This is a genomic window from Streptomyces roseolilacinus (assembly GCF_014649335.1).
Lineage (GTDB): Bacteria > Actinomycetota > Actinomycetes > Streptomycetales > Streptomycetaceae > Streptomyces > Streptomyces roseolilacinus.
The window spans coordinates 395,781-418,396 of sequence record NZ_BMSV01000005.1; the positions used below are offsets into that span (position 1 = coordinate 395,781).

Sequence of the window (22,616 nt, forward strand, 5' to 3'; positions counted from 1 at the left end):
GAGCGCTCTCAGCATCATCTCTTGACGCCTCCGGCCACCGGCGCCAGAGTGGGCGCACTCACCCCCACCGCTCCTCCTTCCCCCACCAGGAGTGCACCCCCATGTCCTCTGCCATGTCCTCGGGCGGCCCCGCACCGCACCGCCGCCCCGCACGTCCCCTGTCCCGCCGGTCCCTGCTCGCCGGCACCGCGGCCGCCGCGGCGGTGACCGCGTTCGGCCTCCGCGACCGCGCCTCGGCGGCACCGGCCACCTGCGAACTGGCCCTGGAGAACAGGTCGCTTCCCGGCACGGTCCACGCCTACGTCACCGGCCACGAGCAGGGCACCGGTCGCTGGGTCCTGCTGCGCCCGGGCGGAGGTGTCTACCGCCCCGAGTCCCCCTCCTCCACGATGACCCCGCTGCCCGTGGACTGCGCCATACCCCTGCGCCCGGCGGGCGCGGGCCCGGTCGTGCTCACGCTGCCGCAGATGTACGGCGCCCGCGTCTACTTCGTCCGCGACAACAAGCTCGACTTCTTCCTCAACCCCGGTCCCGCCCTCGTCGAACCGGCCTTCGCGACCCCTTCGGACCGGAACTACGGCCGCATCTGGTCGTTCGCCGAGTTCACCTTCAACCCGCAGCAGCTGTACGCCAACATCAGCTACGTCGACCTGGTGACCGCCCTGCCCATCGGCCTCACCCTCACCGGTGACGCCACCCACACCGTCGCGCCGCTCCCGGCCGGTGCCGTGCAGCGGATCGCCGACGAACTCGTGGCCCAGGCCGCGCGGGACGGCCAGCCGTGGGACAAGCTGGTGATCCGCGCGTCGAACGGCTCGGTCCTGCGGGTGATCTCCCCGCAGAACCTCATGGCACCGTACTTCGACCGCCCCGACCAGATGCCGTTCCGCAGCGCCTTCACCGGCTACATCGACCGGGTCTGGCAGAAGTACCGCACCACCGACCTGCGCATCGACCTCCAGGGCGGTCGCGGCGTACGCACCGGCCGGGTCAACGGCGACGTCCTCACCTTCACCGGGGGCCACAGCTTCGCCAAGCCGACCTCCAGGGACGTCTTCACCTGCAACCACGGGCCGTTCACCAACAACCCCGGCGACTCCGACGACCGCAAGGCGCTGCTCGCCCGGCTGGCGGCGGGATTCAACCGCACGACGCTCCTCACCCACCCCGACCAGCCGAACGGCCCCGCCCCTTCCGACTACTACCGCGACCCGTCGACCAACCACTGGTCGCGGGTGGTCCACGCGAACACGCCGATCGGCTACGCCTTCCCGTACGACGACGTCCGGCCGGACGGACGGCCGGACGTCTCGGGAGCCGCCCACGACGGCAACCCGCGCCGCTTCACCCTGACGGTCGGGTAGGTCCGCAAGGCGCCCGGCCCCGCCGCCCCGAACCGCCGGCGGCCCCGCCACCGGCGCCGTGGGCGCTCTCCGGCCCGGAGAGCGCCCACGGCCCTGAGCGACGGCCGGCTCCCGCGCGTCACCTCCGTGACCGCCGGGCCGCACGGGCCTCGTCGCCCGGAACGGCTCAGTCGCCCAGACCGCCCGCGAACGGCATCGTCCGCCACTGCTCGACGGCCGGCTTCAGCGCCTCCGCGAGCAGGGGCAACTGCGGCACCAGCGCGAGGCAGGCCACGGCCCGGGACATGCCCACGGCGTTGACGAGGCGCAGCACGCCTTCGTCCAGCCGGCGCAGGCCCCGGCGCCGCGCGGCCGAGTCGTACGCGGCCTCGCACTCGGGTCCGAGAGCCGCCATGTCCCACTCGACCGGGCCGAGCGTGACCAGTTCGAAGTCGGAGTACAGCGGGCCGTCCGAGGAGGCGACGATGTTCACCGCGGGGGCGTCGCCGTGGATCGGCTGGAAGTCGATCCCGGGGAACGCCGCTTCGAACGCCGCGCGCGAGCTGACGAGGGGTTCCAGGACCTTCCACTCGCGCCGTGCGCGGTCGAGGTCGGCCGGCTCGATGAGGTCGGGGCGCGCCTCGAGGGCGGCGAGCCCTTCCGTGACGAACCGGGGTTCGGCGGCCGACAGGAACGGCAGTTCACCCGGGTACTCGCGCAGTGCGGCGTGCAGGTCGGCGACCAGGCCGGCGTTGCGCACGAAGTCGGGCTCGACGTCCCGGGCCTGCTCGACGTACTGCCAGAACGTCATCGAGAACCCGTCGCGCCGCACGGGCTCCCGTGGCACGAGGGGGCTCGGCGGGACGACCGGGTGACCCTGCTCCGCGAGCCACCCCACCACGTCGAGCTCCACCCGTTGTCGCGCCGTCTGGGAGTCGGGGTCGGCGTACGGGGGCAGGACGGTGGGCACCCGGACCACCACGGGTGACGGAGCGAGGTGCACCACGACGGAGAACACGTCGTGGAGCACGGCCGCGTCGGTCACCGTGAGCCCGAGGGCGCGCCCCGCGGCGACGGCGGCATCGAGAGCGCGTGACGTGCGGGCGGCGAGCTGATCGGATGTCATCGATTCCGGCATGCCGACGATGCTGCCACGCCGGGGGAGCGGTGCGACGGGCCGGGGTCCGCCGCGGCACCGCACACGGCCGGTCCCCCTCGGGGACCGTGGCGGCCCCGATCGGCCGCGAGGTCCGCCCGGCTGCCCGGAGTGCCGCCGCTCGCCGGCCGTCCGCGGGTCCGGGCGCCCCGACGCGCCGCGAGCGGAGGGTGGCCGGTTCGGGGCGGTGATGCCGGTACCCGTGGTTCCACAGCCGGGAGACATCCTGCGCGAGCCGTTGACTAGAAAGCGCTTGCCCTCTACCTTCCGTTCAAGGATGTGATTCGCCCTCGCGCAACGGGGCGACGGGAGTGGGGTGAGGAGGGGGAGGTGACGCCCCGGGACGGCGTCACCCCGCCTTCCTTGTTCCGCGACGTGAACGAGGTTCAGGAGGAGGGCTGGTTCTCCTTGTGTGTCGACCGACCGGTGTCACGGTGGAGGCGTCGCCCCCGGCGCCCCGCCCTTCCGCCGGCGAGCCGATGCGCTCGGCGCGCCTCTCCGTCCTGTCGCCGAAGTCCGCTCCCCGCATCCGGTGATCCCTCTCGGACGACGAAGAAGGAGCCGCACCATGAGGTCCGCGACACGACCGCGCCACCGTCGGCGCGTGGTGGGCAGCGCCCTGGCCACGTTCAGCCTCTCTTTTGGCATGCTCATGACTGGCGGCGCGTCGCCGGCCAGTGCCGCCGTCTGGCCCACGCCCAACGGCAGTGAGCCCGTCGCCTCCACCATCTCGATATCCGGTACCAAGGACTACGGGATGAAGCGCCTCTACGGCACGGGCGACCTGGGCTCCGGGGGCCAGGACGAGAACCAGGGGCCGATCCTGCGACTCGCCGCCGGCGCCGTGCTGAAGAACGTGATCATCGGCTCTCCCGCCGCGGACGGCATCCACTGCCTGGGCAGCTGCACCCTGCAGAACGTCTGGTGGGAGGACGTCGGCGAGGACGCGGCGACGTTCCGCGGCACCTCCTCGTCGAGCGTCTACACCGTCACCGGGGGAGGCGCGAAGGCGGCCAGCGACAAGGTGTTCCAGTTCAACGGTGCCGGAACGCTCAACGTGTCGAACTTCGCGGTCAAGGACTTCGGCACCTTCATCCGCTCGTGCGGCAACTGCAAGACCCAGTACAAGCGGACGATCAACCTCAACACCGTCGAGGTCGGCTGGAAGGGCGGCAGGATCGTCGGCATCAACACCAACTACGGCGATTCGGCGACGCTGAGGAACATCACCATCGTCGGCGACACCGACCGGAAGATCGTCCCGTGCCAGAAGTACATCGGCAACAACACCGGCGCGGAGCCGAGCACGAACGGCAGCGGCCCCGACGGCACCCACTGCAGGTACACGGCGTCCGACATCGCCTACAAGTGAGCGCCGGACGGTAGGGACCCGCGCCGCGGACCGCCGCACGAGGTGTCTCGCACAGTGCCTCGTACGGCCGGGGCGGCGCGGTCGTGTACGGGAACGTCCCCGTAGGGAGACCCTGCGGGGACGTTCCGCTTCCGGCGCCCGGGACGGCGGTGCCGGCCGGGAGCGCCGGCGGGGCCGTCCCGGGCGCCTGCGTCACGCCAGGTGCTTGACGGTGCCCCAGGTGCTGCCGCCGACGGCGAGGGCGACGCCGTTGCCGAGCTGCCCGCCGCCCCTGCCGGGGTAGAGGTGGAGCGTCCCGTCGCCCCAGACGGCGACGAGGTCGGCGATGCCGTCGTTCGTCAGGTCACCGGACGTCAGCTGCTTGACGGTGCTCCAGGTGGCGCCGCCGAGCGTGACGGGGGTCTGGGTGGTGAGGGTGCCGTCGCCCTTGCCGGTGTAGACGTGCAGGGGGCCGTCGTTCCGGACGGCCATCACGTCGGCGACGCCGTCACCGGTGAAGTCGCTCTTCGTCAGGTGCTTGACGGTCGACCAGCTCGTACCGCCCACCTGCGGGAGGCGCGCCCCGGACAGGCCGCCGGTGCCGTTGCCGGGGTAGGCGTGCAGGGTGCCGTCGTTCCAGACGGCGGCGAGATCCGCGGCCTTGTCGCCCGTCAGGTCGCCCTGGGCGGCGAAGGCCGTGGCGGAGATCCAGGCGCGCAGGTCGCCCACGCGCGTCGCGAAGGCGTCCGTCCGGGTCTCCGTGTCCGGGGAGCCGAGGCAGCCACCCTGCCAGGACCGGCCGACCACGGCCAGCAGCTCCGGTCCGGCACCCGTCTCACGCAGGACGGGACCGCCCGCGTCCCCCTGGCAGACGACCGCGTCCCCGGTGGCCGCCAGCCTGACCGAGGTGGGGTCGGCCGTCCCGGCCGCACCGGCCGTGAAGGTCCCGACGTGGACGCGGTCCGGCATCCACACGGTCTTCGTGCGCCCGTATCCGGTGACGCGCACCGACTCGCCGTCGGACGCCGCGGTACCGGCGACGGCCACCGGCTTCACGGTGGTGACGCGCGTCGCCGGCTCGACCATGACCACGTCCCGCTGCGGGTGCGGCACGAGCCGGACGGTCGCGCGCACGGCCCCCACCGTGGTGTCGGTCAGGTCGGGCCGGCCCACCGTGACCGTCGTCGGCGTCGTCGGCGTCCGCGGCGCGCCGGGCGTGACGGCCCCGGTCGCGTCCGCGAAGCACCCCGACGTGGTGAGGACCCACCGGGGGTCGACCAGCGTGCCGGTGCAGGCGCGCTCGTGCGCCCCGACGACGATCCGCGCCGTGTGGGCGTGGGCCGTCGTCGCGGGCCCCTCCACGGCCTGCGACGGCGAGCCGATGAGGAGCGCGGACGCCGTCGCGGCGGCGGCACCGCCGATCCACGTTCTGTGCGTGCGTAGGTGGGACGCAAAGATCTCCAGATTCAGCAGGACGTGTCGATCCGCTCGTCGGGCGTTCGACGCCGACCGGGGGCCGCGCTTCTCGCGCCGGACCGGTACGGCCGCTCAGGACGAGGCCGAGGCCGAGGCGGCGTACGGGGAAGAGGACGAGGTACCCGCGCCCCGGCGGAACGCGTCGGCCGGACGACCGCACACCCGCGGGAGACCCGGCCCGATCGGCAGGACGCTCCCCGGGTCCGGTCCCGCTCCGGCAGTACGCCGCATATTCCCCCCGGTGATGAACATGATCATGCTGCCCGCCGGGTCCGCCGCGGGCAAGTCCCGGGCCGGCGGCCGTCGGAGGGGTGCGGCGGCTCGGCGCGAGCGCCCCCGCGGAACGCGAAGGGCGATCCCCGAACAGGCCGACGGCGGCCGGGCGGACACGAGGACGGCCGGTGCGGGCGAGGGGCGCCGGCCGTCGGCGCGTCGCCCGGCCGACGGGGTGACCGCAGGTGGGCACGGGTCCGGTAGGGCGGCACGCGTCTTCGCGGGGGAGCGCCGGTACGGGGTCACCGCCGTTCGGGGCCTCTCGTCCGGAGACTAGGCTTCCGTCGTGGCCCGCCGCTTTTCCGGCGGGCGCCGCCCAGGGAGGTACAGAAAACGATGCCCGAGCACTTCGGCGCCCGGCACGCCGCCTACGCCGTGCCCCGGACCGCCGCGCCCGCCCCCGTCGCGGTGGCCCTCGCCACCGGCGGGTCGCCCGCCGCCCAGGCCCCGGAGGGCACCATATGAGCGCCGCGCCCGGGGAGACCGCCACCGACAGCGAGGAGCGCAAGCAGCGGCTCAGACGACGGTTGGAGCGGCTGATCGGCGTGGCGGCCACGGAGGGGAACGAGCTCGTGGCGCTGCGCAATGGCGACGAGATCTTCCCCGCCATGCTGAACGCCATCCGCAGCGCCCGGCACACCGTGGACCTGATGACGTTCGTGTACTGGCGGGGGCAGATCGCCAGGGAGTTCGCCGAGGCGCTCGCCGATCGCGCCCGCGCAGGGGTGCGGGTGCGGCTGCTGCTCGACGGCTTCGGAGCCCGGCAGATAGAGACGGACCTGCTCGACGGCATGGACGCGGCGGGGGTGCAGATCGCCTGGTTCCGCAAACCGGTGTGGCTCTCGCCGTTCAAGCAGAACCACCGCTGCCACCGCAAGGCGCTCATCGTCGACGAGCACACCGCCTACACCGGCGGGGTCGGCATCGCCCAGGAGTGGTGCGGCGACGCCCGCGACCCCGGCGAGTGGCGCGACACGCACGTACAGCTCCGCGGACCGGCCGTGGACGGCGTCGCCGCGGCGTTCGCCCAGAACTGGGCCGAGTGCCACGACGACCTGTACGACGAGCGCGACCGCTTCACCGAGCACGCCCAGTACGGCACGTCGATCGTCCAGGTCGTCCGCGGGTCGGCGAGCATCGGCTGGCAGGACATGCAGACCCTCATCCGGGTCATGCTCACCTCGGCCGAGGAGCGTTTCCGCCTGGCCACCGCCTACTTCGCACCCGACACGTACTTCATCGACCTGCTCTGCGCCACCGCGCGCCGGGGCGTACGGGTGGAGATCCTGCTGCCCGGCCCGTACACCGACCAGCGCGCCTGCCAGCTCGCCGGCCAGTCCCACTACGCCGAGCTGCTGGAAGCCGGGGTGGAGATCCGGCAGTACCAGCCGACGATGATGCACGCCAAGATCATCACGGTGGACCGGGTGGCGGCGCTGACCGGCTCGACGAACTTCAACCGCCGCTCCATGGACCACGACGAGGAGGTCATGCTCGCCGTGCTCGACGAGGAGTTCACCGCCACCCTCGACGCCCACTTCGACGAGGACCTCACCCGCAGCGTGGCCATCGACCTCTCCCGCTGGAAACGACGCGCCGCCTTCCAGCGGCTGCTGGAGGCGGCGGTCACTCCGATCCGGAGGTTCTTGTAGCGGACTGCTGTCCGCGCGCTCAGCGCGTGGACAGCATGCCCTCGCGCAGGCGCTTGAGGGTGCGCGACAGCAGGCGCGACACGTGCATCTGCGAGCAGCCGAGCTGCTCGCCGATCTGCGCCTGGGTGAGCTCCTCCACGAACCGCAGGTGCAGGATCCGCCGGTCGCGCTCGTCGAGTTGGGCGATCAGCGGGGCCAGGGCGTGGAAGTCCTCCACCAGCTCCATGGCCGGGTCCTCGGTGCCGATGAAGTCGGCCAGGGCGGTCTCGCCGCTCTCGTCACCGCTGATCGCGGCGTCCAGGGAGGAGGAGTTGTAGCCGTTCGACGCGAGCCGGGCCTCGATGACCTCCTCCTCGGTCAGGTTCATCAGCTCGGCGAGTTCCTTGACGGTGGGCGTGCGCCCCAGGCGGGTGCGCAGCTCCTCGGTGGCCCGCGCCAGCTCGACGCGCGCCTCCTGCAGGCGGCGCGGCACGTGCACGGCCCACGAGGTGTCGCGGAAGAACCGCTTGATCTCACCGACGATGTACGGGACGGCGAACGTGGTGAACTCCACCTCGCGGGTCAGCTCGAACCGGTCGATCGCCTTGATGAGACCGATCATCCCCACCTGGACGATGTCGTCCATCTCGTCGCTGCGGCTGCGGAACCGACCCGCCGCGTACCGGACGAGGGACATGTTCATCTCGATGAGCGTGTTGCGCGCGTACTGGTACTCGGGCGTGCCCTCTTCCAGAACCGCGAGCTGCTCGATGAACAGCTTCGTCAGCGCCCGGGCGTCCTTCGGCGGAACCTTCCGGGGGTCCGCCACCTCAGGCAGCGTGGCGATACCGCTGATGGCCCTCGTGCTCGTGTCGGTCGTCGCCACCGTCATCGTCCCCTCCTCCATACACGGAATTCTCTTCGGCCCTGCAGGGGCCGACGTGGCGCGCCTACCCACAAGTACCGCGGTCATGCTCCTCATGTTTGCACGAAACGGAGATCGGGCGTCCGGGGACACCGCCGGGCCCCCGAGACAGCGCCCGTACGGCCGGAGATCCGCGCCCGGACGCAGGGCCGGCACCGTCCGGCGGCCCCCGGCCGGGGAGGACGGACGGGCGCGGTCCGCGCGGATCCCCCCGGGCCGTGGCGCCCGCCGCCGTCCGGCGGTCGACGGGTCCCCCCGGCGGCGGCGCCCCGGGGCGGCGACACGCCGAGCGGCTTGACCCGCGGTGCGTCTGCTGGGAATCTGCTGCGCATGCCGACTAGCAGGCGCTTCTTCGCGCGGCACCACGTGGACCTCGTCCGCGTGGCCAGTGCGCTGTGTCGTAGCGACCGTCCCTGACGGTCGCGTCCCCGGTGTTCCCGAGGCGCGGCTCCTTCTCCGTACCGCCCGCCTCCACACCCAGGGAACCCCCATGTTCGTCGTGCCGTCCCCCGGCTCCTCCGCGCCCACCTCCCCTTTCCCCGCGTCCGTCATCGCCTCCCCGAGCCCCGCGCGGCTCGGGGAGGCGGCGGAACGGATCGCGGCGCGTACGGAGCTGTGGCTCCCGTACGTACGCTTCGAAAGCCCCGACCGGTACCACACGCGCCTGGAGCGCACCGCCACCCACGAGGTGTGGCTGCTGACCTGGCTGCCCGGACAGGGCACCGAGATCCACGGACACGGCGGCTCGAAGGGGGCGTTCACCGTGGTGCGCGGAGAGCTGACCGAACGGGTCTTCCCGCCCACGTCGTACCCGGTGCATCCGGTGCCGCGGCGGCTTCCGCCGGGCCCGGTGCGGGCGTTCGGGCCGCGCCTCGTCCACCAGGTGGTGAACGAGGGCCCCGTGCCGGCCGTGAGCATCCACGTCTACGCGCCGTCGCTGACCAGCATGGCGTACTACCGGCAGCTGCCCGACGGGCGGCTGGTGACCGACCGCGTCGAGGAGGTGGAGGAGTGACCGGCATCGACCGGCATCTCGCCGAGGTACGGGCCGGGCTCGACCGGCTGGGGCCGGAGGAGGCGTGGAGGGCCGTGCGCGACGGGGCGCTCCTCGTGGACACGAGGCCCGAGGCGACGCGCCGCGCGGAGGGAGGCATCCCGGGCGCCCTCGTCATCGAGCGCAACCACCTGGAATGGCGGTGCGACCCGGCCGGCGAGGGGGCACTGCCGCAGGCCACGTCCACGCGGGTCCGGTGGATCGTGTTCTGCGACGAGGGATACGCCTCCTCGCTGGCCGCCGCGTCCCTGCGGGCCATCGGGCTGTCCCGGGCCACCGACCTCGTGGGCGGGTTCCGCGCGTGGCGGGCGGCCGGGCTTCCCGTGACCGCCGTGTGACTCCCTGCCGGCGGGCGGCCCGCCGGTTCGCCGCCTCGTCCGGGGCGGGAACGGGGAGCGCGACCGGCGGCGTCCTCGCGCGTGGGGGCCGGCGTCCCCGTACACGGGTGTCGCGCCCGTCGTGCGCGGTGCCCCGCCGTGCTGTCGCCGTCCGACGGGGCCCGGCCCCACGATGGGCCGGGCGGCCGGGGGCGTCGACACGGCCGTCGGGCGGGCGGCGTCCTGACCCGCCCGGCCGCGTGGACCTCCGTCCGGGCGGCGACGACGTCCGGGGGCAGGCGCGTCTCCGGGGACGACCGCGGCCTCCGGGCGGTCGACGCCGGACCCGCCGCGCGGTGCGGGGAGGCGTACGAGGCCGGCCCCGCGTCCGCCGCCTCCGGCCACCGGCCGGAGGGGCCCGCACGGCCGGTCCCGGGGTCCCGCGGCCTCCCGCCCCTCGCCCCGGCCCGCCGGACCCGCGGGTGGTGTCGGAACGGGATGGCGGGCGGTCGACATGGCATCATGGCGAGGATGATCCAGGCTTGTCTCAACGGCCGCCGAGTGACGGGCGAACACCCCCACCTCCCTGTGACCCCGGAGGACCTGGCCGCGCAGGCCAGAGCCGCGCAGGCGGCCGGGGCCGACAGCATCCACATGCATCCGCGCGACGCCGACGGCCGGGAGACCCTGCACCGCGACAGCGTCGACGCCGCGTTGAGAGCGGTCAGGGAGGCGTGCACCGTCCCGGTCGGGGTCTCCACCGGGATCTGGATGACGGGGGGAGACCCGCGGCGCCGGCTGGACGAGCTGGCCCGCTGGAGCGACCTGACCGAACCGCCGGACTTCGCCTCGGTGAACATCAGCGAGCCGGCGTTCGAAGAGACCACCCGGCTCCTGCGGGGCCTCGGCGTGGGGATCGAAGTCGGGATCTGGTCGGAGGACGACGCCGGCGCGTTCGCCGCCAGGTACCGCGGGGACCACTACGCGCGGATCCTGGTGGAGGTCATCGACCGGCCGGTCGACCGGTCGATCGCGGACGCCCGGAGGATCCTGGACGTCCTCGGGGGGAAGGACGGCGCCGTGCCGATCCAGCTCCACTCCGATGGTGACGCCGCGTGGCCCGTCCTGCGCCTCGCGCTCCGGGACGGCCTCGAAACGCGTATCGGCCTGGAGGACACCCTGCTGGACGCCGACTTCCTGCCCGCCAAGGACAACGCGCAGCTCGTGGCGCAGGCGGTGCGGCACCGGGAGGCCGCGTAGGCGCCGGCGGCCCGTGCGGTCCCGGGCGGCGGCCGATCCGGCCCGCTCCCGTCTCGGAGCGCCGCCGGACGGCCGCCTGCCGTGTCCGATCCCGATCGGCCACGGCACGGGATGTGGCTACGGCTTGGGCAGCGCGCAGCCGGGGCGGCTGAGGTCGATCCTGTTGCCGGTGCCGACGCAGGGGGCGATGGTGTACGTCTGCTGGGCGTAGTTGATGCCCTGGCGGACGGTCACGGTGCCGTTCCGGTCGACCTCGCAGGGGTTGTTGACGGTGCAGCGGCCGCCGGACTCGTTGCCGGTGTTGTTGACGGCGACGACCTTGCCGGTCGCGGTGTCGATCACGGGTGACCCGGACGTACCGCCGATGGTGTTGCAGGCCGCGGTGTACCGGACGGAGTCCGTCCAGGTCCAGTCGCCTTCCTTGAGGCGGTACGTGAAACCGTCGACGGAGCAGCTGTAGATCCGCTTCCAGTAGCCGGAGACCACCTTGATGGAGGCGCCCTGCGCGGGGCGGACCGTGTCCAGTTCGAGGGCCTTGATGCGGTAGCGGTCCTCGATCTGGCGGTAGGTGGTGGTCAGTTCGTACAGCGAGACGTCGGTGTCGGTCATCGTCGCGTACGCGATCTTGGCGGCCCGCAGGGTGGCGACACGGGTGCCGGCGGAGTTCAGGAGGCCGAAGCTGCGGGTCGAGGGCCGGTCGACGACCACGACGCCGGGGCCCGGCATGCCGGACTCCAGGCAGTGGCCGTTGGACAGCACCAGCGCGCGGTCGTCGGGCTGCGACTGGGGCAACCGCACGACCGAACCGGAGCAGTTGTTCAGGGCCACGGTGCCGGCGAAGTCGACGGCGGCGACCCCGGAGGCCGCCACCGGGGCGGCGGCGGAAGCCGGGGCGGGGGCGGTGGCCGCCGCGGGCGTGGCGCCGAGGCCGATGAGCGCCGACGCGAGCAGCGCACCGACGAGGGTCCTCTTCATGTGGGGGTGTCCTTCCGTACGTGGACGGTCACGCGCATTCTTCGAAATGGGCATGACCATGACAAGAAGGGGTTTTCGGCCACCACTCCGGTCGCGGGCTTCCGTCCGTTCCCCCCCCCGGAACGCGGGGTCGACCGGCCGACCCCGCCGGCCGCCCTGCCGCGCGGAGCCCCCGGCGGACGGCGCGGCGCCCGCGGCCGCTCCGGCGTGGGCGGCAGGCGAAGGGGCAGCCGATACTTCGAGGTGACCTGTCACTGTGGAGGTAACGCGTGATCCCGTCGAAGACGCGGGCCCGGCTGTGGGCCGTGGAACAGCAGCTGTCCGACCCGCCCCCGGTGCGGCTCGACGGGCAGACCGCGATACCCCTGGTGTGGCGGCAGGAGGCGCTGTGGGGCGAGGAGGGCGCGCCGGACCCCGAGCCCGCCCCCGCGCGGCGGCGCGGGAAGCGCCGGTCGCGGCGCGCCCGGCACGTGTTCGACCTCCCCGCCCGGCCGGTCACCCGCCCCCGCCGCGACCACGTGCACGGCCGCCGCGTGGCCCTCGTGGCCCTGGCCGGCGGCTACCTGTGACCTCCGCTGCCGCATAGGGCTGTTGCGCCGGTGCCGGCACCGGTAGGGCGCCGGCACCGGTACCGCGCCGGGGCGGCACGGGCCGGCCGCCCGCGACCTGTCGCGCAGTCACCCGCCGCCCCGCCGGGGGGGCGTCCGACCGGGAGGAGGGCTCGGCGACGTGAGCGCGCCGCGGTGCGGCCGTTCCGCCCCCTTCGCCCCGACCCGTGCCGGAGGCGGCCGCTCGCGAGGGGCGCGGCCATCCGCGGGGCACGGGCCCGGACGGGCTCAGCGGCGGGGGGTCTCCGGCGGACCGGGGGTGACGGCGGCGTTGTAGCGGACCAGGTACGCCGCGAAGCGGGCCAGGTCCTCGGCGGACCAGTCGCGCAGCCGTTCCTCGTAGGCGGCGTGCCGGCTGGCCTGCGTCGAGGCGAGGACGCGGCGCCCCTCCTCCGTCGGGTGGACGACCTGGACGCGGTGGTCGTCCGGATCGGGGCGGCGCTCGACCAGGCCCAGCTTCTCCAGCGAGGCGAGCTGCCGGCTCACCGTCGACTTGTCCAGCAGGTAGTGGGCCGCCAGGTCCGTGGCGCTGCAGCCGGCCCGGTCGTGGATGTGGGCGAGCAGCGTGTAGGAGACGAGGGGCAGTTCGGGATGGAGCCGGGCCGCCGTCGCCCGGGCGCGGCGGGCGAAAGCCGTCAGCTCCCGTTGGATGGTTTCGACGGCCGCCTCGCGCGCGCCCTCGCTCATGGTGTGCCCCTTGTCGTTCGCCCGTGCCGCCGGTCGACGGGTCTCCGGTTTCGGTTGTATAGTACAACGGTTTGTCGTTGTAAAAGCCAACCAATGGAGGTTCCGTGTCCGCAGGGCCGAACACCAAGGGAACGTTGCGCCACGTCCTGGGGCACCTGCTCACCCCGCTGCTGATGTGCGTCGGCATGGGGCTCGCCTACCTCGGAGCCTTCCACGCCCCCGAACCCCACCACCTCCGCGTCGACGTCGTCGGATCGGGGCCCGCCGCGCAGGTCCTCGCCCAGACCCTCCAGGACGAGGGCGCGGGCGCGCTCGACGTCCGCACCGTCGCCGACCGCGACACCGCCGTCACCGCCCTGCGCGAGCAGTCGAGCTTCGGCGCCTACGTCCCCGGCCCCCAGCCCGAACTCCTCGTCGCCGGCGCCTCCTCCGACACCAGCGCCCTGGCCGTCGAGAAGGTCTTCACCAAGGTGGCAGCCGCCCAGGGCGCCCCCCTCGAAGTCACCGACACCGCTCCCCTCGCCGACGGCGACCCCACCGGGCAGGGCGTCTTCTTCCTGCTCGTCGCCCTCAGCATCGGCTCGTACGCCTCCGTGGCCGTCATCGGCGGCGCCGGAGCCGTCCTGCCGATGCGGATCCGCGCCCTCCTGGCCGCGGGCACGTCGCTTGCCGTCAGCCTCGTGGGAGTCCTCTTCGCCGGGCCCGTCTTCCACCTCGTCGACCACGGCCTCGGCGGACTGTGGGCGATGTCCTGGCTCTACGGCGCCGGCATCCTCTTCATCGGCGTCGGCCTCCACACCTTCCTCAAGCGGTGGACCACCCTCGGCGTCATGGTGCTGTTCGTCATGCTCAACTTCACCAGCTCCGGCGGCGTCTACCGGCCCGAGCTGCAGCCCGGCCTCTTCGCCTCGCTGCACGCCTTCTGGAACGGCGCCGGGTTCGTCGAGGGGGTCCGCGGCCACGTGTACTTCGACGGGCACGCCCTCGGCGGGCACGTCCTCGTCCTCGTCCTGTGGCTGCTCGCCGGCCTCGCCCTGACCGCCGTCGCCGGCGTCACCGAGAGCCGGCGCCGCACCCGGGCCGCCGTCGCGGCCCCCGCCCCCGCCGCGGGCCGGGCCGTCCCCGAGGAGAAGGAGGCCGAGGAGGAGATGGAGGAGGCGGTCGGCGTCTGAGCGCGCCCCGCCCCCTCGTACGGGGCGCGTCCTGTCCACGCGGGGCCGCGGCCTCGACCCCGGCGCCCGACCCGCCCGCGGTCGCGGCCGTGACCGCCGCGGTGGTGTTCCCGACGGCGACGGCCCCGGACGGCCGGGCGGGCCGGTCACACGAGGTGCCGGGGAAGGTCCTGCCGGGACAGCGCGCCGGTCTTCCGCATGGCGCGGGCGATGTGCTGCTCCACCGTCCGGGGGGACAGGTGCAGCGTCGTGGCGATCTCCCGGTTCGTCAGCCCGGACACCGCCAGCTCGGCCACCTCCCGTTCGCGCGGCGAGAGTTGGTCCGCCTGCGAGGGGCGGCCGGGCCGCCGCTTGTCCTTGGCCGGCTGGTACGTGCGCAGGACCGCCCGGCAGCGGGCCGCGTCCCAGACCGCCCCCAGGTCGCTGAACCGCTCGGTGCACGCCTGCAGTTCGGCCACCGCCCACACCGTGGTGTCGTCGACCCCGTCGGTCCCCTCGCCCTCGCCGGTCTCCTCCTCCGTACGGGGCCCCTCGGCTCCGGTGCCCTGGCGGGAGCCGCCCCCGGCCCCCTCCGGGACGTCCCGCCCCCTCGTCTCCAGGGCGCAGCGTGCCGCGCTCTCCGCGTTCAGCGCCTGGGCATAGGGGCGGGGCAGCGCGGCGTACGCGGCCGACGCCGCCCGGTACAGGCGCACGGCCTCCCCCCACCGGCCCTCCACCTCGGCCAGTACGGCCTGGCTCCAGACGAGGGCGGCCCGGGCGACGGGCACGTCACGGCCCTCGATCCCCAGGGCGAAGGCGTGCACCATGTGCCGCGCCGTCTCCCGCTCGCCCGCGCGTGCCAACGCCTCCACGGCCCAGGGGGCGAGCTCCGCCGCCCACCCCCAGACCCCTTTGGCGGCGACGACCGACCAGGCTTCGCGGGCCCTCTCCGCCGCTCCGCCCACTTCCTGGCGGGCCAGCGCGAGACGGACCAGCGCACCGGACGTGGCCGCCGCCAGCGGCGCCGGCGTGTCCTCCGGCGACGTCGCGTCGTCGCCGGACAGCCAGGACAGCGCCGTACCCCAGTCGCCCTGGGCGAAGGCGACGAGGCCCCGCACCATGCGGGCGTCGGAGGAGAGCAGGGGCATGTCGGCCGTCGCGTCGACGAACCTCTCGCACCGCTCCGCCAACCCGCCCCACCGGCCCGTGTACCACTCCAGCAGCAGCCGCGTCCCCAGTGCGGTGTGCTCGGTGTACGGGGCGCCGTTCCTCGCGGACAGTTCCAGGCCCGCGGCCAGCATCTCCTCCGCCCGCGGGTAGTAGCCGAGCCAGGCCGCGGAGTCCGCGGCGTTGCACAGGCCCCGCGCGGCGTGCAGGCGGCAGCTCGGCTCCGGGCTGTCCGTGGGGAGGGACTCCACCAGGTCCCACGCCTCCGGGTCGCCCACGCTGAGGGAGAAGGACAGGCGGTTGGCGGCGACGGCGGCGTGGATGACGTCGTCCTCGCTCTCCTCCGCGACCTGCACGGCGGTGAGGAGCCACGTCCGGTGCACCTCGACCGAAGGACCGGGCCACTGCGGGAGGGCGAGCGCCGCCATCGCCCGGGCGGCCAGGTCCGGACGCACCTCGCGCAGTTCGGCGGCGGCGAGCTCCAGCTCCCGCCACCCCTGGCGTACCCTGCCGAGCTGGTTGTTCAGCAACAACCCCAGATCGAGCCGCAGTTCGCCACGGACGGCCAGGGGGAGCGACGCGTCGCGGATGATGTGCCTCAGGACCTCGACGGTCTGGTCCGAACGCAGCCCGACGACGGCGCTGCGCGCCAGGAGCGGCGCCAGCCGGGCCCGCACCTGCGGCGGCACCACCGGGGAGGTGAGCGTGGGCTCCAGCAGACCGATCGCCTCCTGGTGGCGCCCCGACCCGGCCGCCGCCCGGGCGGCGTTCTCCACGGCCCGCAGCCATCCGCGGACGTGGCCACCGGCCCGGTGGTGCCGGGCCAGCACGGCCCAGGGCACCGGTTGCCGGCGGGCCACCGCACGGGCCGCCCGCTGGTGCAGCTCCTGGCGCACCGGTCCGGGCACGGAGGCGTGCACGGCGAGCGCCGCGAGAGGAACGGGCAGCCCGTAGCGCCCCTCCTCCCGCTCGGCCAGCGCCGCGCAGGCCAGCGCCGCCAGCAGCGCGCTCCTGCCCCGCGCCGGGCCCAGGCCCGACACGGCGACCAGCTCGTCCCGGCTCACCGGTTCGTCCAGCACGGCCGCCGCCCAGACGACCGGCCGGTCCTCCGGGGACAGGCGCAGCGTCCGGCTCAGCGCCAGCTCGGCCAGCCGGACCGGCACGCCGAGCCCGTCCAGGCCGTCGACGGTGTGCTCCTCCAGCGGGCGTCCCCGCAGGAGCGCCAGCAGGTCGACCACCACCTGCGGCACCCCGCCGGAACGCTCCCACAGCCTCGTCACCACCTCGGCCGGGCCGTGGTCGCCGAGGACCTCCGCCGCGGCACGGCGGACCCCGGCCGCGTCCCACGGTTCCAGCCGGTGCCGTACCACGGTGAGCTCCGGCGGGTAGCCGTCGGGCGAGGCCCCGAGCGGGAGACCGGGGACCTCCAGCTCCTCGGGGCGGTAGGACACCACGGCCGTCAGGCCCGGCCAGGGGGCCTCCAGCACACGGCGGAGCCGCTGCCGCTCCTCGGCGCCCGCCCGGTGCGCGTCGTCCACCAGGAGCAGCAGCGGCCCCTCCTGCCGCACGACCTCGGGCTGTGCGTCCGGATCGCCGCACCTCCAGGCGAGGCGGGTCACCCCCGCGGCCTCCGGCGAGGCGCCGACCCCGCGGAGGAAGTGGCTCTTGCCCATGCCGGCGGCGCCCTCCACGAGGACCAGCACCGCCCCCGACCCGGCGTCCACCAGGGAGCGCAGCGGCGCGGGTCTCCCCGCGGACTCGTGTGTGGCGACCACGCGACCGTCCCATGACTCCGAGGTCCCGGCTCCCGGACGCGCCGCGGCGCGTCCGGCGACCGGAGGTTACGTTCCGTACGCCGCCTCGACCCGAGGGTCCGCCTCACGGACCACCGGGCCGGCGGGTGCCCCCGCGGGGCCCGGTGCGTCGGGGCCCTGACGTCTTCCGGTCTCCCAGGATGTCCCCCCGACGCCGCCGCGGCAACGCACGGGGAGGACGGCGCCCGTCCGGAGAGGGGGCGGAGGCGCCGGGGCTTGCGGTCCGCCGGCCCAGGTCCGACCGGCGGGCCGGCCCCGGGCCGGGGCGTCCGGACCGGGGCGTCTAGACCAACGCGCCGAGGGCGGGCCGCACCACCGGGCAGATCTGCTCCTGCGGGGTGGTGAGGGCGATGACGGCGGTCACCGACGTCCCCGCCTCCACGCGCCGCACCACCGTCCGGGTCGCGTAGGCGTCGACGAGGCGCAGCCCCCGCCCACAGGCCACCTGGTCGTCCAGCGGCTCCCGGCGCGGGGCGCCCCGGTCCTTCCAGGACCCGCCGTCCATCACCTCGACGGTCAGGGCGCTGCCGCGGACGTCGATCGCCAGGGAGACCCACGGGCTGTCGCTGTGCAGGACCACGTTGGTGACCAGTTCCGTGACGATCACGGACAGGGCCTCGTCGAAACGGTCGGGCAGCTGCCAGCCCCGTGCGACGGTCCGGGAGAACCGCCGGAGCACGGGCACCACCTCCGGCGAGGCCGGCATGGTGCAGGCGGCCAGACCCCGCAGGTGATCGGGCCAGACGCGCTGCGGTGCTCCACTCAGGACGCGTTCGATGACCATGACGTGGGCTCCAGTCCGTTCGAGCTGGTACCCGTGTCGGGCCCAGCGGCCGGGAGTATCCGATTTCACCGGGCGCTCGGGTGCCGGACGCTCCGTCCTCGGCATGTCAACGATCCGGCCCGCGCACACCGCGGGCAATCAGGGGCGGTGAAGCACGTATACGCAAAGAACCGCGCACCGGCCCCGGGAAGGCGGACCGGACGGTCCCGTACCTGCCCGAACGGCGGTCCCGGCGCCCGGCGGCCGCCGGCGTCCGGCGCGGGCCGGCGCCTCCGCAGGACGCACGGCACGGCACCGCGCCCTCCGGGCCCCGGCCGCGATCGCCGTGCCGGGGCCGCGCGGCTGCCGCGACGCCGGCGGGGCGGAGGGGGCCGAAAGCCCAGGTCCGCGCGGGCGCGGCGCCCCGCCGGCCCTCACCCGCGTGCCGCACGCACCGTGACCCGTCCGGCACGGACCGGTCCCTTCGCCGGCGGACCGCGGCGGCGCGGTACCGGCAGGGCCCGGGATTGTTGACGTATCCGTATCCGGCCCCGTCCGGATGGAGGGCGCGAAGATCGGCCCGTAGGTTCTCCCCGCCGACCGGCCGCCGCACGAGGCGGCGACGGATTCGGCAGGAAGGAAAACCCGTGAGGAACAGGCCTCCGGCAGGAGGCCGGCCCCACCCCGTCACCCCCACCCCGTCCCCGGACACGACCGGGCCGCCAGGCACCCGCCCCGCCGGCGCCCACCGCTCGGCACCCGTCTTCGGACGCGGCGTACGGACCAAAGAGAGCAGAACAGCACCTATGAAGGCGAAACACCTACGGGCGACAGCAGGATGCGTGGCGTTACTGCTGGTCAGTGGCTGCCGTTCGGTACCGGACGAAGGCGGGGGCGGCGCTCCCATCGTCATCGGGACCGCGAACGTCCTGACACACCTCGACCCCGCCGGGGCCTACGACAGCGGCTCGTGGGCGCTGTACAGCAACGTCTACCAGAGCCTGCTCACCTTCGAGCCCGGGGCGCCCGCGCCCCGGCCGGACGCGGCCGAGAAGTGCGGGTTCACCGATTCCGGCCTCCTGACCTACCGGTGCCTGCTCCGCGACGGTCTGGAGTTCTCCAACGGGAAAAGGGTGACCGGAACAGCGGTGAAGCACTCGTTCGACCGGATCCTGCGGATCAACGACCCCCTCGGACCGGGACCGCTCCTCGCGAACCTCGAGTCGGTGGAGGCACACGGCTCCGTCGTGACCTTCCACCTCAAGACGGCCGACGCGACGTGGCCGTCGAAGATCGCCACGGGCGCCGGGTCCATCGTGGACCCGTCCGTGTACCCGTCCGACGAACTGCGGACGGTGCGGGAGGTGACCGGTTCCGGCCCCTACGTCATCTCCTCCCGGTCCGAGGACAGGATCGACCTGGAGCCGAACCCCCGGTACCAGGGGGCGGTGCCCGGCGGCGGGGGCGCGCCCATCCGGATCCGGTACTACCAGGAGGCACAGGAGGTCGAGGCGGCCTGGCGGGCCGGCACGGTCGACGTGGCCTACCGGGGACTCCCGTCGGCGACCCTGGCGAAGCTCGACGAGAACAGCCCCGACCTGCGTCTTTCCATCGGGCAGAGCACCGAGGCCCACTACCTCGCCGTGAACCTCCGTCGCAAGGGCAACCCCCTGGCCGACGTGGCCGCGCGCAGGGCCGTCGCGGCCCTCGTCGACCGCGGGCACCTGGCCGGCACGGTGTACGGGCGCACCGTGACACCGCTGTACTCGCTCATCCCCCAGGGCATCACCGGCCACAGCACGGCGTTCTTCGACGCCTACCCCGAGGCGGACCCCCGGTACGCGAGGCGACTCCTCGCCTCCGCCGGAATCCCCACACCGGCCCGTTTCACCCTGGGCCACCAGAGCGGGACCGCCGCCCTGGAGGCGAAGGAACTCGAACGGCAGCTGGAAGCCCTGGGGGTCTTCGAGGTCACGCTCGTCGAGGAGCCCGACTGGCCCACCTACCAGAAGCGCTACGCCCGGGGGGAGTTCGACGCCTTCCTCACGGGGTGGTCGCCCGACTTCCCGGACCCCGAGACGTTCACCCAGCCCCTGGTCGGCCCGGACAACGTACTGAACAACGGCTTCTCGTCACCGGAGATCAGCACGGCGATCCGCAAGACGCAGCAGCAGACCGACCGGGCCCTGACCATGGACCAGTTCCGGGTGATCCAGAGGGCTGTCGCGACATCGGTCCCCCTGGTGCCCCTGTGGCAGAAGAAGGACTACGTGGTGACCCGGCCCGACGTGGGCGGAGGCCAGTACCTGGCGGACGGCACGGGGATCTGCCGCCTGTGGGAACTGAGCCGGCTCTGACGCCGGGCCGCACGGCGCCCCGCCCCGCGCGTCCGCCCGCGACCCGTGCGTCCGCCCGCGTGCCGGGTGGTTCCCGGGCGGACGCCTCCGTGCCCGCCGCTTCCGCGTCCCGCGGACGACCGGGTGGAAGGCGCCCGCCCCGGCCCCGAGTGGGGGGGCTCCACCGGGTACGCGGGTCGGGGCACGGTCCGGGCGCGGTTGATTGCGTATCCGGGCCACCGCCCACCCGGATGGCCGCGCACGTTCCGGTTCCGTAGATTCTCGGTCGTCGGCCGACCGGAGGCGCCGGAGCCATCAGGGGTGGCCCTGACCGCGCCCCGGTCGGCCGGTACTCGCACGGGCATGCGGAACGAGCCGTGCGCGCCGCTTCCGGTTCACCCCACCGGCCGGCGACTCGCCTGCCGTCCCGGCAGCCGGTGGCGTGCGCCCCCCACGGCGCACGCCGTACCGGGGCTCCTCCGCATGCCCGAGCACCCCGGGAGGTCCGAGGCCGACTCCCTGACGGCCCGGGACCGGGGGCCGCCGCGTCCGACGGCCCCCGGCTCCGGGCGTGAGGCGGGACCGCGCCGCTATCCGGCGTAGGTCTCGTACTCGGCGATCCGCGGCGTGCCGGTCGAGCCGGTGATCTCGAAGGTGAGCTTCTGCAGCGAGGTGCGGGCGAAGGTGATGACGCCCGCCCCGCTGCCGGAGGTCAGGACGGCGCCGGTGTCGGCGTTGACGAGCCGCCAGGACCCGATGCTGCCCACGGAGCCCGACGCCTCCCGGATGTTGACTTTGGATACCGCGGTGGGGGAGCCCCACTTGATGGAGATGGAGCCGGTCGACCCGGTCGGCGACCAGTAGGTGCTCAGGTCACCGTCCCGTACGTTGCCGTAGCTCGTCCCGTCGGCCTTGCCGGAGCCGTCGGAGCCGGCCCCGATGCTGAGGTTGGTCCCGCTGGGCTGCGTCGGTCCCGGCGTGGCGGTGGGGCTCGGCGTCGTGGCGGTGGGGCTCGGCGTGGGGCCGGTCGGCGTCGATGTCGGCGTCGGAGCCGGTGTCTGCGGCGAGCAGTTGCCGTCCGACACCCGCAGGCCCTTGTTGGCACCCGCCGTCTGGCTCACGACGCCCGGTACGCAACCGGCCGCGTCGAGGCCGTAGGGGTAGGGGATGTTGACGGTGGTGTTGGACTGGGGGTCGGGACCGGCCGGTTTGTTCTCGCTGCCGGGGCTGGACCAGGTCACGTTGTCGAAGATGTTGCCGCTGACCTGCCAGTAGCCGGCCGCGTCGGTGTAGAAGGTGCCCAGGACGTCCTTGGAGTCCTCGAAGTAGTTGTTGTCCACCTTGGCGCGTGCCCCGGCCCGGGAGTTGATGCCGGACTCGTTGAGGCTCACGTAGTGGTTGTTGTAGATGTGGGCGGTGCCGCCGCGCAGCAGGGGGGCGCGGGAGTCGATGTTCTCGTACAGGTTGTGGTGGTACGTGATGAACCCGTTGGAGAGGTCGCTCTCACTGGATCCGACGAGGCCGCCGCGGCCGGAGTTGCGCAGGATGCTGTAGGACAGGGTCACGTACTGCGTGTTGTCCTTCATGTCGAAGAGGCCGTCGTACCCCTCCGACTCCCCGCCCGACGCCTCCAGGGTGACGTGGTCGACCCAGACGTTGCGGACGTTGCTCTCCATGCCGATGGCGTCACCGCCGTTGGACGTGGGCGAGCCGGACTTCTTGACGTTCCGGACGGTCACGTTCTGGATGACGATGTTGCTGGCGTCGCGGATGTGGATGCCGAGCTGGTCGAAGACGGCTCCGCTGCCGACCCCGACGATCGTGACGTTGCTGATCTGCTTCAGCTCGATCACGCCGGCGGCGGTGCTGCAACTGCCGCCCGACACCTTGCCGGTGTTGCCGTGGTTGATGGTCCCCTCGACCTGGATGGTGATCGGGGTGCTGCTGCTGGCCCGGCCGCACAGGGCCGCGTGGATCGCGGTTCCCGTGGTGGCCCGTACCGTCTGCCCGCCCGCGCCGCCGGTGGTCCCGCCGTTCTGGGTCGCGTAGCCGGTGACGCCACCGGTCGCCGCCGATGCCTCGGGCGTCGACAGGACCACCCCGGTCGCGGCCGCGAGGGCCATGGTGGCCGTCGCGGCACAGAGTCGCAGTGCGACTGGTCGCCTCATCCTTGTCTCCCTCTTCGTCTTCGGATGCTGGGTGCCGCTGCGTGCCGTGGTCGTTCCGGCAGGCCGTCGGGGGGTACCGGCCCGTCGTCGGGCGGGTCGCTGGTCGGCCCGGAAAGGAGGGCTCCTCCCGATGCGGATCGGGCTCGGTGGGCCCGCCGCGG

18 protein-coding genes are annotated in these 22,616 nt (G+C 74.0%); 10 read left to right on the forward strand and 8 right to left on the reverse strand.

Annotated elements, in window-relative coordinates; genetic code table 11:
• The first annotated feature begins 101 nt into the window (after positions 1-101).
• Positions 102-1,364, forward strand: coding sequence for a glycoside hydrolase family 64 protein (locus IE106_RS14600; protein WP_229840424.1), 1,263 nt, complete (start codon positions 102-104; stop codon positions 1,362-1,364).
• 166 nt (positions 1,365-1,530) lie between these two features.
• Here the strand turns inward: IE106_RS14600 and IE106_RS14605 are convergent, their stop codons facing one another.
• The gene (locus IE106_RS14605; protein WP_189533870.1) at positions 1,531-2,481 is read right to left on the reverse strand and encodes a phosphotransferase; all 951 of its coding nucleotides are present in this window, start codon (positions 2,479-2,481) and stop codon (positions 1,531-1,533) included.
• A gap of 586 nt (positions 2,482-3,067) precedes the next feature.
• Between IE106_RS14605 and IE106_RS14610 the strand changes: the two genes are divergently transcribed.
• Positions 3,068-3,871 (forward strand): pectate lyase, encoded by an 804-nt coding sequence (locus IE106_RS14610; protein WP_189533872.1) that lies wholly within the window; start codon positions 3,068-3,070, stop codon positions 3,869-3,871.
• Positions 3,872-4,063: 192 nt separating this feature from the next.
• Here the strand turns inward: IE106_RS14610 and IE106_RS14615 are convergent, their stop codons facing one another.
• Positions 4,064-5,212, reverse strand: a complete 1,149-nt coding sequence (locus IE106_RS14615; RefSeq protein WP_189533874.1) for an FG-GAP-like repeat-containing protein — start codon at positions 5,210-5,212, stop codon at positions 4,064-4,066.
• A 723-nt stretch (positions 5,213-5,935) separates the two neighbouring features.
• On the opposite strand from IE106_RS14615, the gene IE106_RS30700 reads away from it, so the two are divergent.
• Positions 5,936-6,064 carry a hypothetical protein gene (locus tag IE106_RS30700; protein WP_268255297.1) on the forward strand — a complete coding sequence of 43 codons (129 nt, stop codon included), beginning with the start codon at positions 5,936-5,938 and terminating at the stop codon, positions 6,062-6,064.
• Complete coding sequence (locus IE106_RS14620; RefSeq protein WP_189533876.1) at positions 6,061-7,251, forward strand: phospholipase D-like domain-containing protein; 1,191 nt, start codon at positions 6,061-6,063, stop codon at positions 7,249-7,251. Before IE106_RS30700 ends, IE106_RS14620 begins: the two co-directional genes overlap by 4 nt.
• A 19-nt stretch (positions 7,252-7,270) precedes the next feature.
• On the opposite strand, the gene IE106_RS14625 is transcribed toward IE106_RS14620, so the two are convergent.
• The gene (locus IE106_RS14625; protein ID WP_189534163.1) at positions 7,271-8,122 is read right to left on the reverse strand and encodes an RNA polymerase sigma factor SigF; all 852 of its coding nucleotides are present in this window, start codon (positions 8,120-8,122) and stop codon (positions 7,271-7,273) included.
• Between the two features lie 523 nt (positions 8,123-8,645).
• On the opposite strand from IE106_RS14625, the gene IE106_RS14630 reads away from it, so the two are divergent.
• From IE106_RS14630 to IE106_RS14640, 3 genes are all read left to right on the forward strand, one after another.
• Positions 8,646-9,170, forward strand: coding sequence for a cysteine dioxygenase (locus IE106_RS14630; protein WP_189533878.1), 525 nt, complete (start codon positions 8,646-8,648; stop codon positions 9,168-9,170).
• Entirely contained in the window at positions 9,167-9,547 is a 381-nt protein-coding gene (locus tag IE106_RS14635) for a rhodanese-like domain-containing protein (RefSeq protein ID WP_189533880.1), read from the forward strand. The genes IE106_RS14630 and IE106_RS14635 overlap by 4 nt, the downstream gene beginning before the upstream one ends.
• 510 nt (positions 9,548-10,057) lie before the next feature.
• Positions 10,058-10,786 carry a 3-keto-5-aminohexanoate cleavage protein gene (locus IE106_RS14640; RefSeq protein WP_229840426.1) on the forward strand — a complete coding sequence of 243 codons (729 nt, stop codon included), beginning with the start codon at positions 10,058-10,060 and terminating at the stop codon, positions 10,784-10,786.
• A gap of 117 nt (positions 10,787-10,903) precedes the next feature.
• Here the strand turns inward: IE106_RS14640 and IE106_RS14645 are convergent, their stop codons facing one another.
• A complete protein-coding gene (locus IE106_RS14645) occupies positions 10,904-11,761 on the reverse strand; it encodes a S1 family peptidase (protein WP_189533883.1) in 858 nt (285 codons plus the stop codon).
• 269 nt (positions 11,762-12,030) lie between these two features.
• Between IE106_RS14645 and IE106_RS14650 the strand changes: the two genes are divergently transcribed.
• Positions 12,031-12,330, forward strand: a complete 300-nt coding sequence (locus tag IE106_RS14650; RefSeq protein WP_189533885.1) for a hypothetical protein — start codon at positions 12,031-12,033, stop codon at positions 12,328-12,330.
• Positions 12,331-12,597: 267 nt separating this feature from the next.
• Here the strand turns inward: IE106_RS14650 and IE106_RS14655 are convergent, their stop codons facing one another.
• Complete coding sequence (locus IE106_RS14655) at positions 12,598-13,056, reverse strand: MarR family winged helix-turn-helix transcriptional regulator (protein WP_189533888.1); 459 nt, start codon at positions 13,054-13,056, stop codon at positions 12,598-12,600.
• A gap of 104 nt (positions 13,057-13,160) precedes the next feature.
• Between IE106_RS14655 and IE106_RS14660 the strand changes: the two genes are divergently transcribed.
• On the forward strand, positions 13,161-14,228 hold the full coding sequence (locus IE106_RS14660; protein ID WP_189533890.1) for a hypothetical protein: 1,068 nt from the start codon (positions 13,161-13,163) through the stop codon (positions 14,226-14,228).
• Positions 14,229-14,374: 146 nt separating this feature from the next.
• Here IE106_RS14660 and IE106_RS14665 read toward each other — a convergent pair whose 3' ends face one another.
• Together IE106_RS14665 and IE106_RS14670 are read right to left on the reverse strand one after the other, a co-directional pair.
• On the reverse strand, positions 14,375-17,149 hold the full coding sequence (locus IE106_RS14665; protein ID WP_189533892.1) for a helix-turn-helix transcriptional regulator: 2,775 nt from the start codon (positions 17,147-17,149) through the stop codon (positions 14,375-14,377).
• Between the two features lie 322 nt (positions 17,150-17,471).
• Positions 17,472-17,972 (reverse strand): ATP-binding protein, encoded by a 501-nt coding sequence (locus tag IE106_RS14670; RefSeq protein WP_189533894.1) that lies wholly within the window; start codon positions 17,970-17,972, stop codon positions 17,472-17,474.
• Positions 17,973-18,757: 785 nt separating this feature from the next.
• On the opposite strand from IE106_RS14670, the gene IE106_RS14675 reads away from it, so the two are divergent.
• A complete protein-coding gene (locus IE106_RS14675; protein ID WP_189533896.1) occupies positions 18,758-20,308 on the forward strand; it encodes an ABC transporter substrate-binding protein in 1,551 nt (516 codons plus the stop codon).
• A 569-nt stretch (positions 20,309-20,877) separates the two neighbouring features.
• Here IE106_RS14675 and IE106_RS14680 read toward each other — a convergent pair.
• Positions 20,878-22,455 (reverse strand): pectate lyase family protein, encoded by a 1,578-nt coding sequence (locus IE106_RS14680; RefSeq protein WP_189533899.1) that lies wholly within the window; start codon positions 22,453-22,455, stop codon positions 20,878-20,880.
• Positions 22,456-22,616 lie beyond the last annotated feature (161 nt).

Bases quoted from the DNA above. Each gene is read 5' to 3' on its own strand.
- IE106_RS14600 (WP_229840424.1), top strand. From the start codon at position 102: ATGTCCTCTGCCATGTCCTCGGGCGGCCCCGCACCGCACCGCCGCCCC.
- IE106_RS14605 (WP_189533870.1), bottom strand. From the start codon at position 2,481: ATGCCGGAATCGATGACATCCGATCAGCTCGCCGCCCGCACGTCACGC.
- IE106_RS14610 (WP_189533872.1), top strand. From the start codon at position 3,068: ATGAGGTCCGCGACACGACCGCGCCACCGTCGGCGCGTGGTGGGCAGC.
- IE106_RS30700 (WP_268255297.1), top strand. From the start codon at position 5,936: ATGCCCGAGCACTTCGGCGCCCGGCACGCCGCCTACGCCGTGCCCCGG.
- IE106_RS14620 (WP_189533876.1), top strand. From the start codon at position 6,061: ATGAGCGCCGCGCCCGGGGAGACCGCCACCGACAGCGAGGAGCGCAAG.
- IE106_RS14625 (WP_189534163.1), bottom strand. From the start codon at position 8,122: ATGACGGTGGCGACGACCGACACGAGCACGAGGGCCATCAGCGGTATC.
- IE106_RS14630 (WP_189533878.1), top strand. From the start codon at position 8,646: ATGTTCGTCGTGCCGTCCCCCGGCTCCTCCGCGCCCACCTCCCCTTTC.
- IE106_RS14640 (WP_229840426.1), top strand. From the start codon at position 10,058: ATGATCCAGGCTTGTCTCAACGGCCGCCGAGTGACGGGCGAACACCCC.
- IE106_RS14645 (WP_189533883.1), bottom strand. From the start codon at position 11,761: ATGAAGAGGACCCTCGTCGGTGCGCTGCTCGCGTCGGCGCTCATCGGC.
- IE106_RS14655 (WP_189533888.1), bottom strand. From the start codon at position 13,056: ATGAGCGAGGGCGCGCGCGAGGCGGCCGTCGAAACCATCCAACGGGAG.
- IE106_RS14670 (WP_189533894.1), bottom strand. From the start codon at position 17,972: ATGGTCATCGAACGCGTCCTGAGTGGAGCACCGCAGCGCGTCTGGCCC.
- IE106_RS14675 (WP_189533896.1), top strand. From the start codon at position 18,758: ATGAAGGCGAAACACCTACGGGCGACAGCAGGATGCGTGGCGTTACTG.
- IE106_RS14680 (WP_189533899.1), bottom strand. From the start codon at position 22,455: ATGAGGCGACCAGTCGCACTGCGACTCTGTGCCGCGACGGCCACCATG.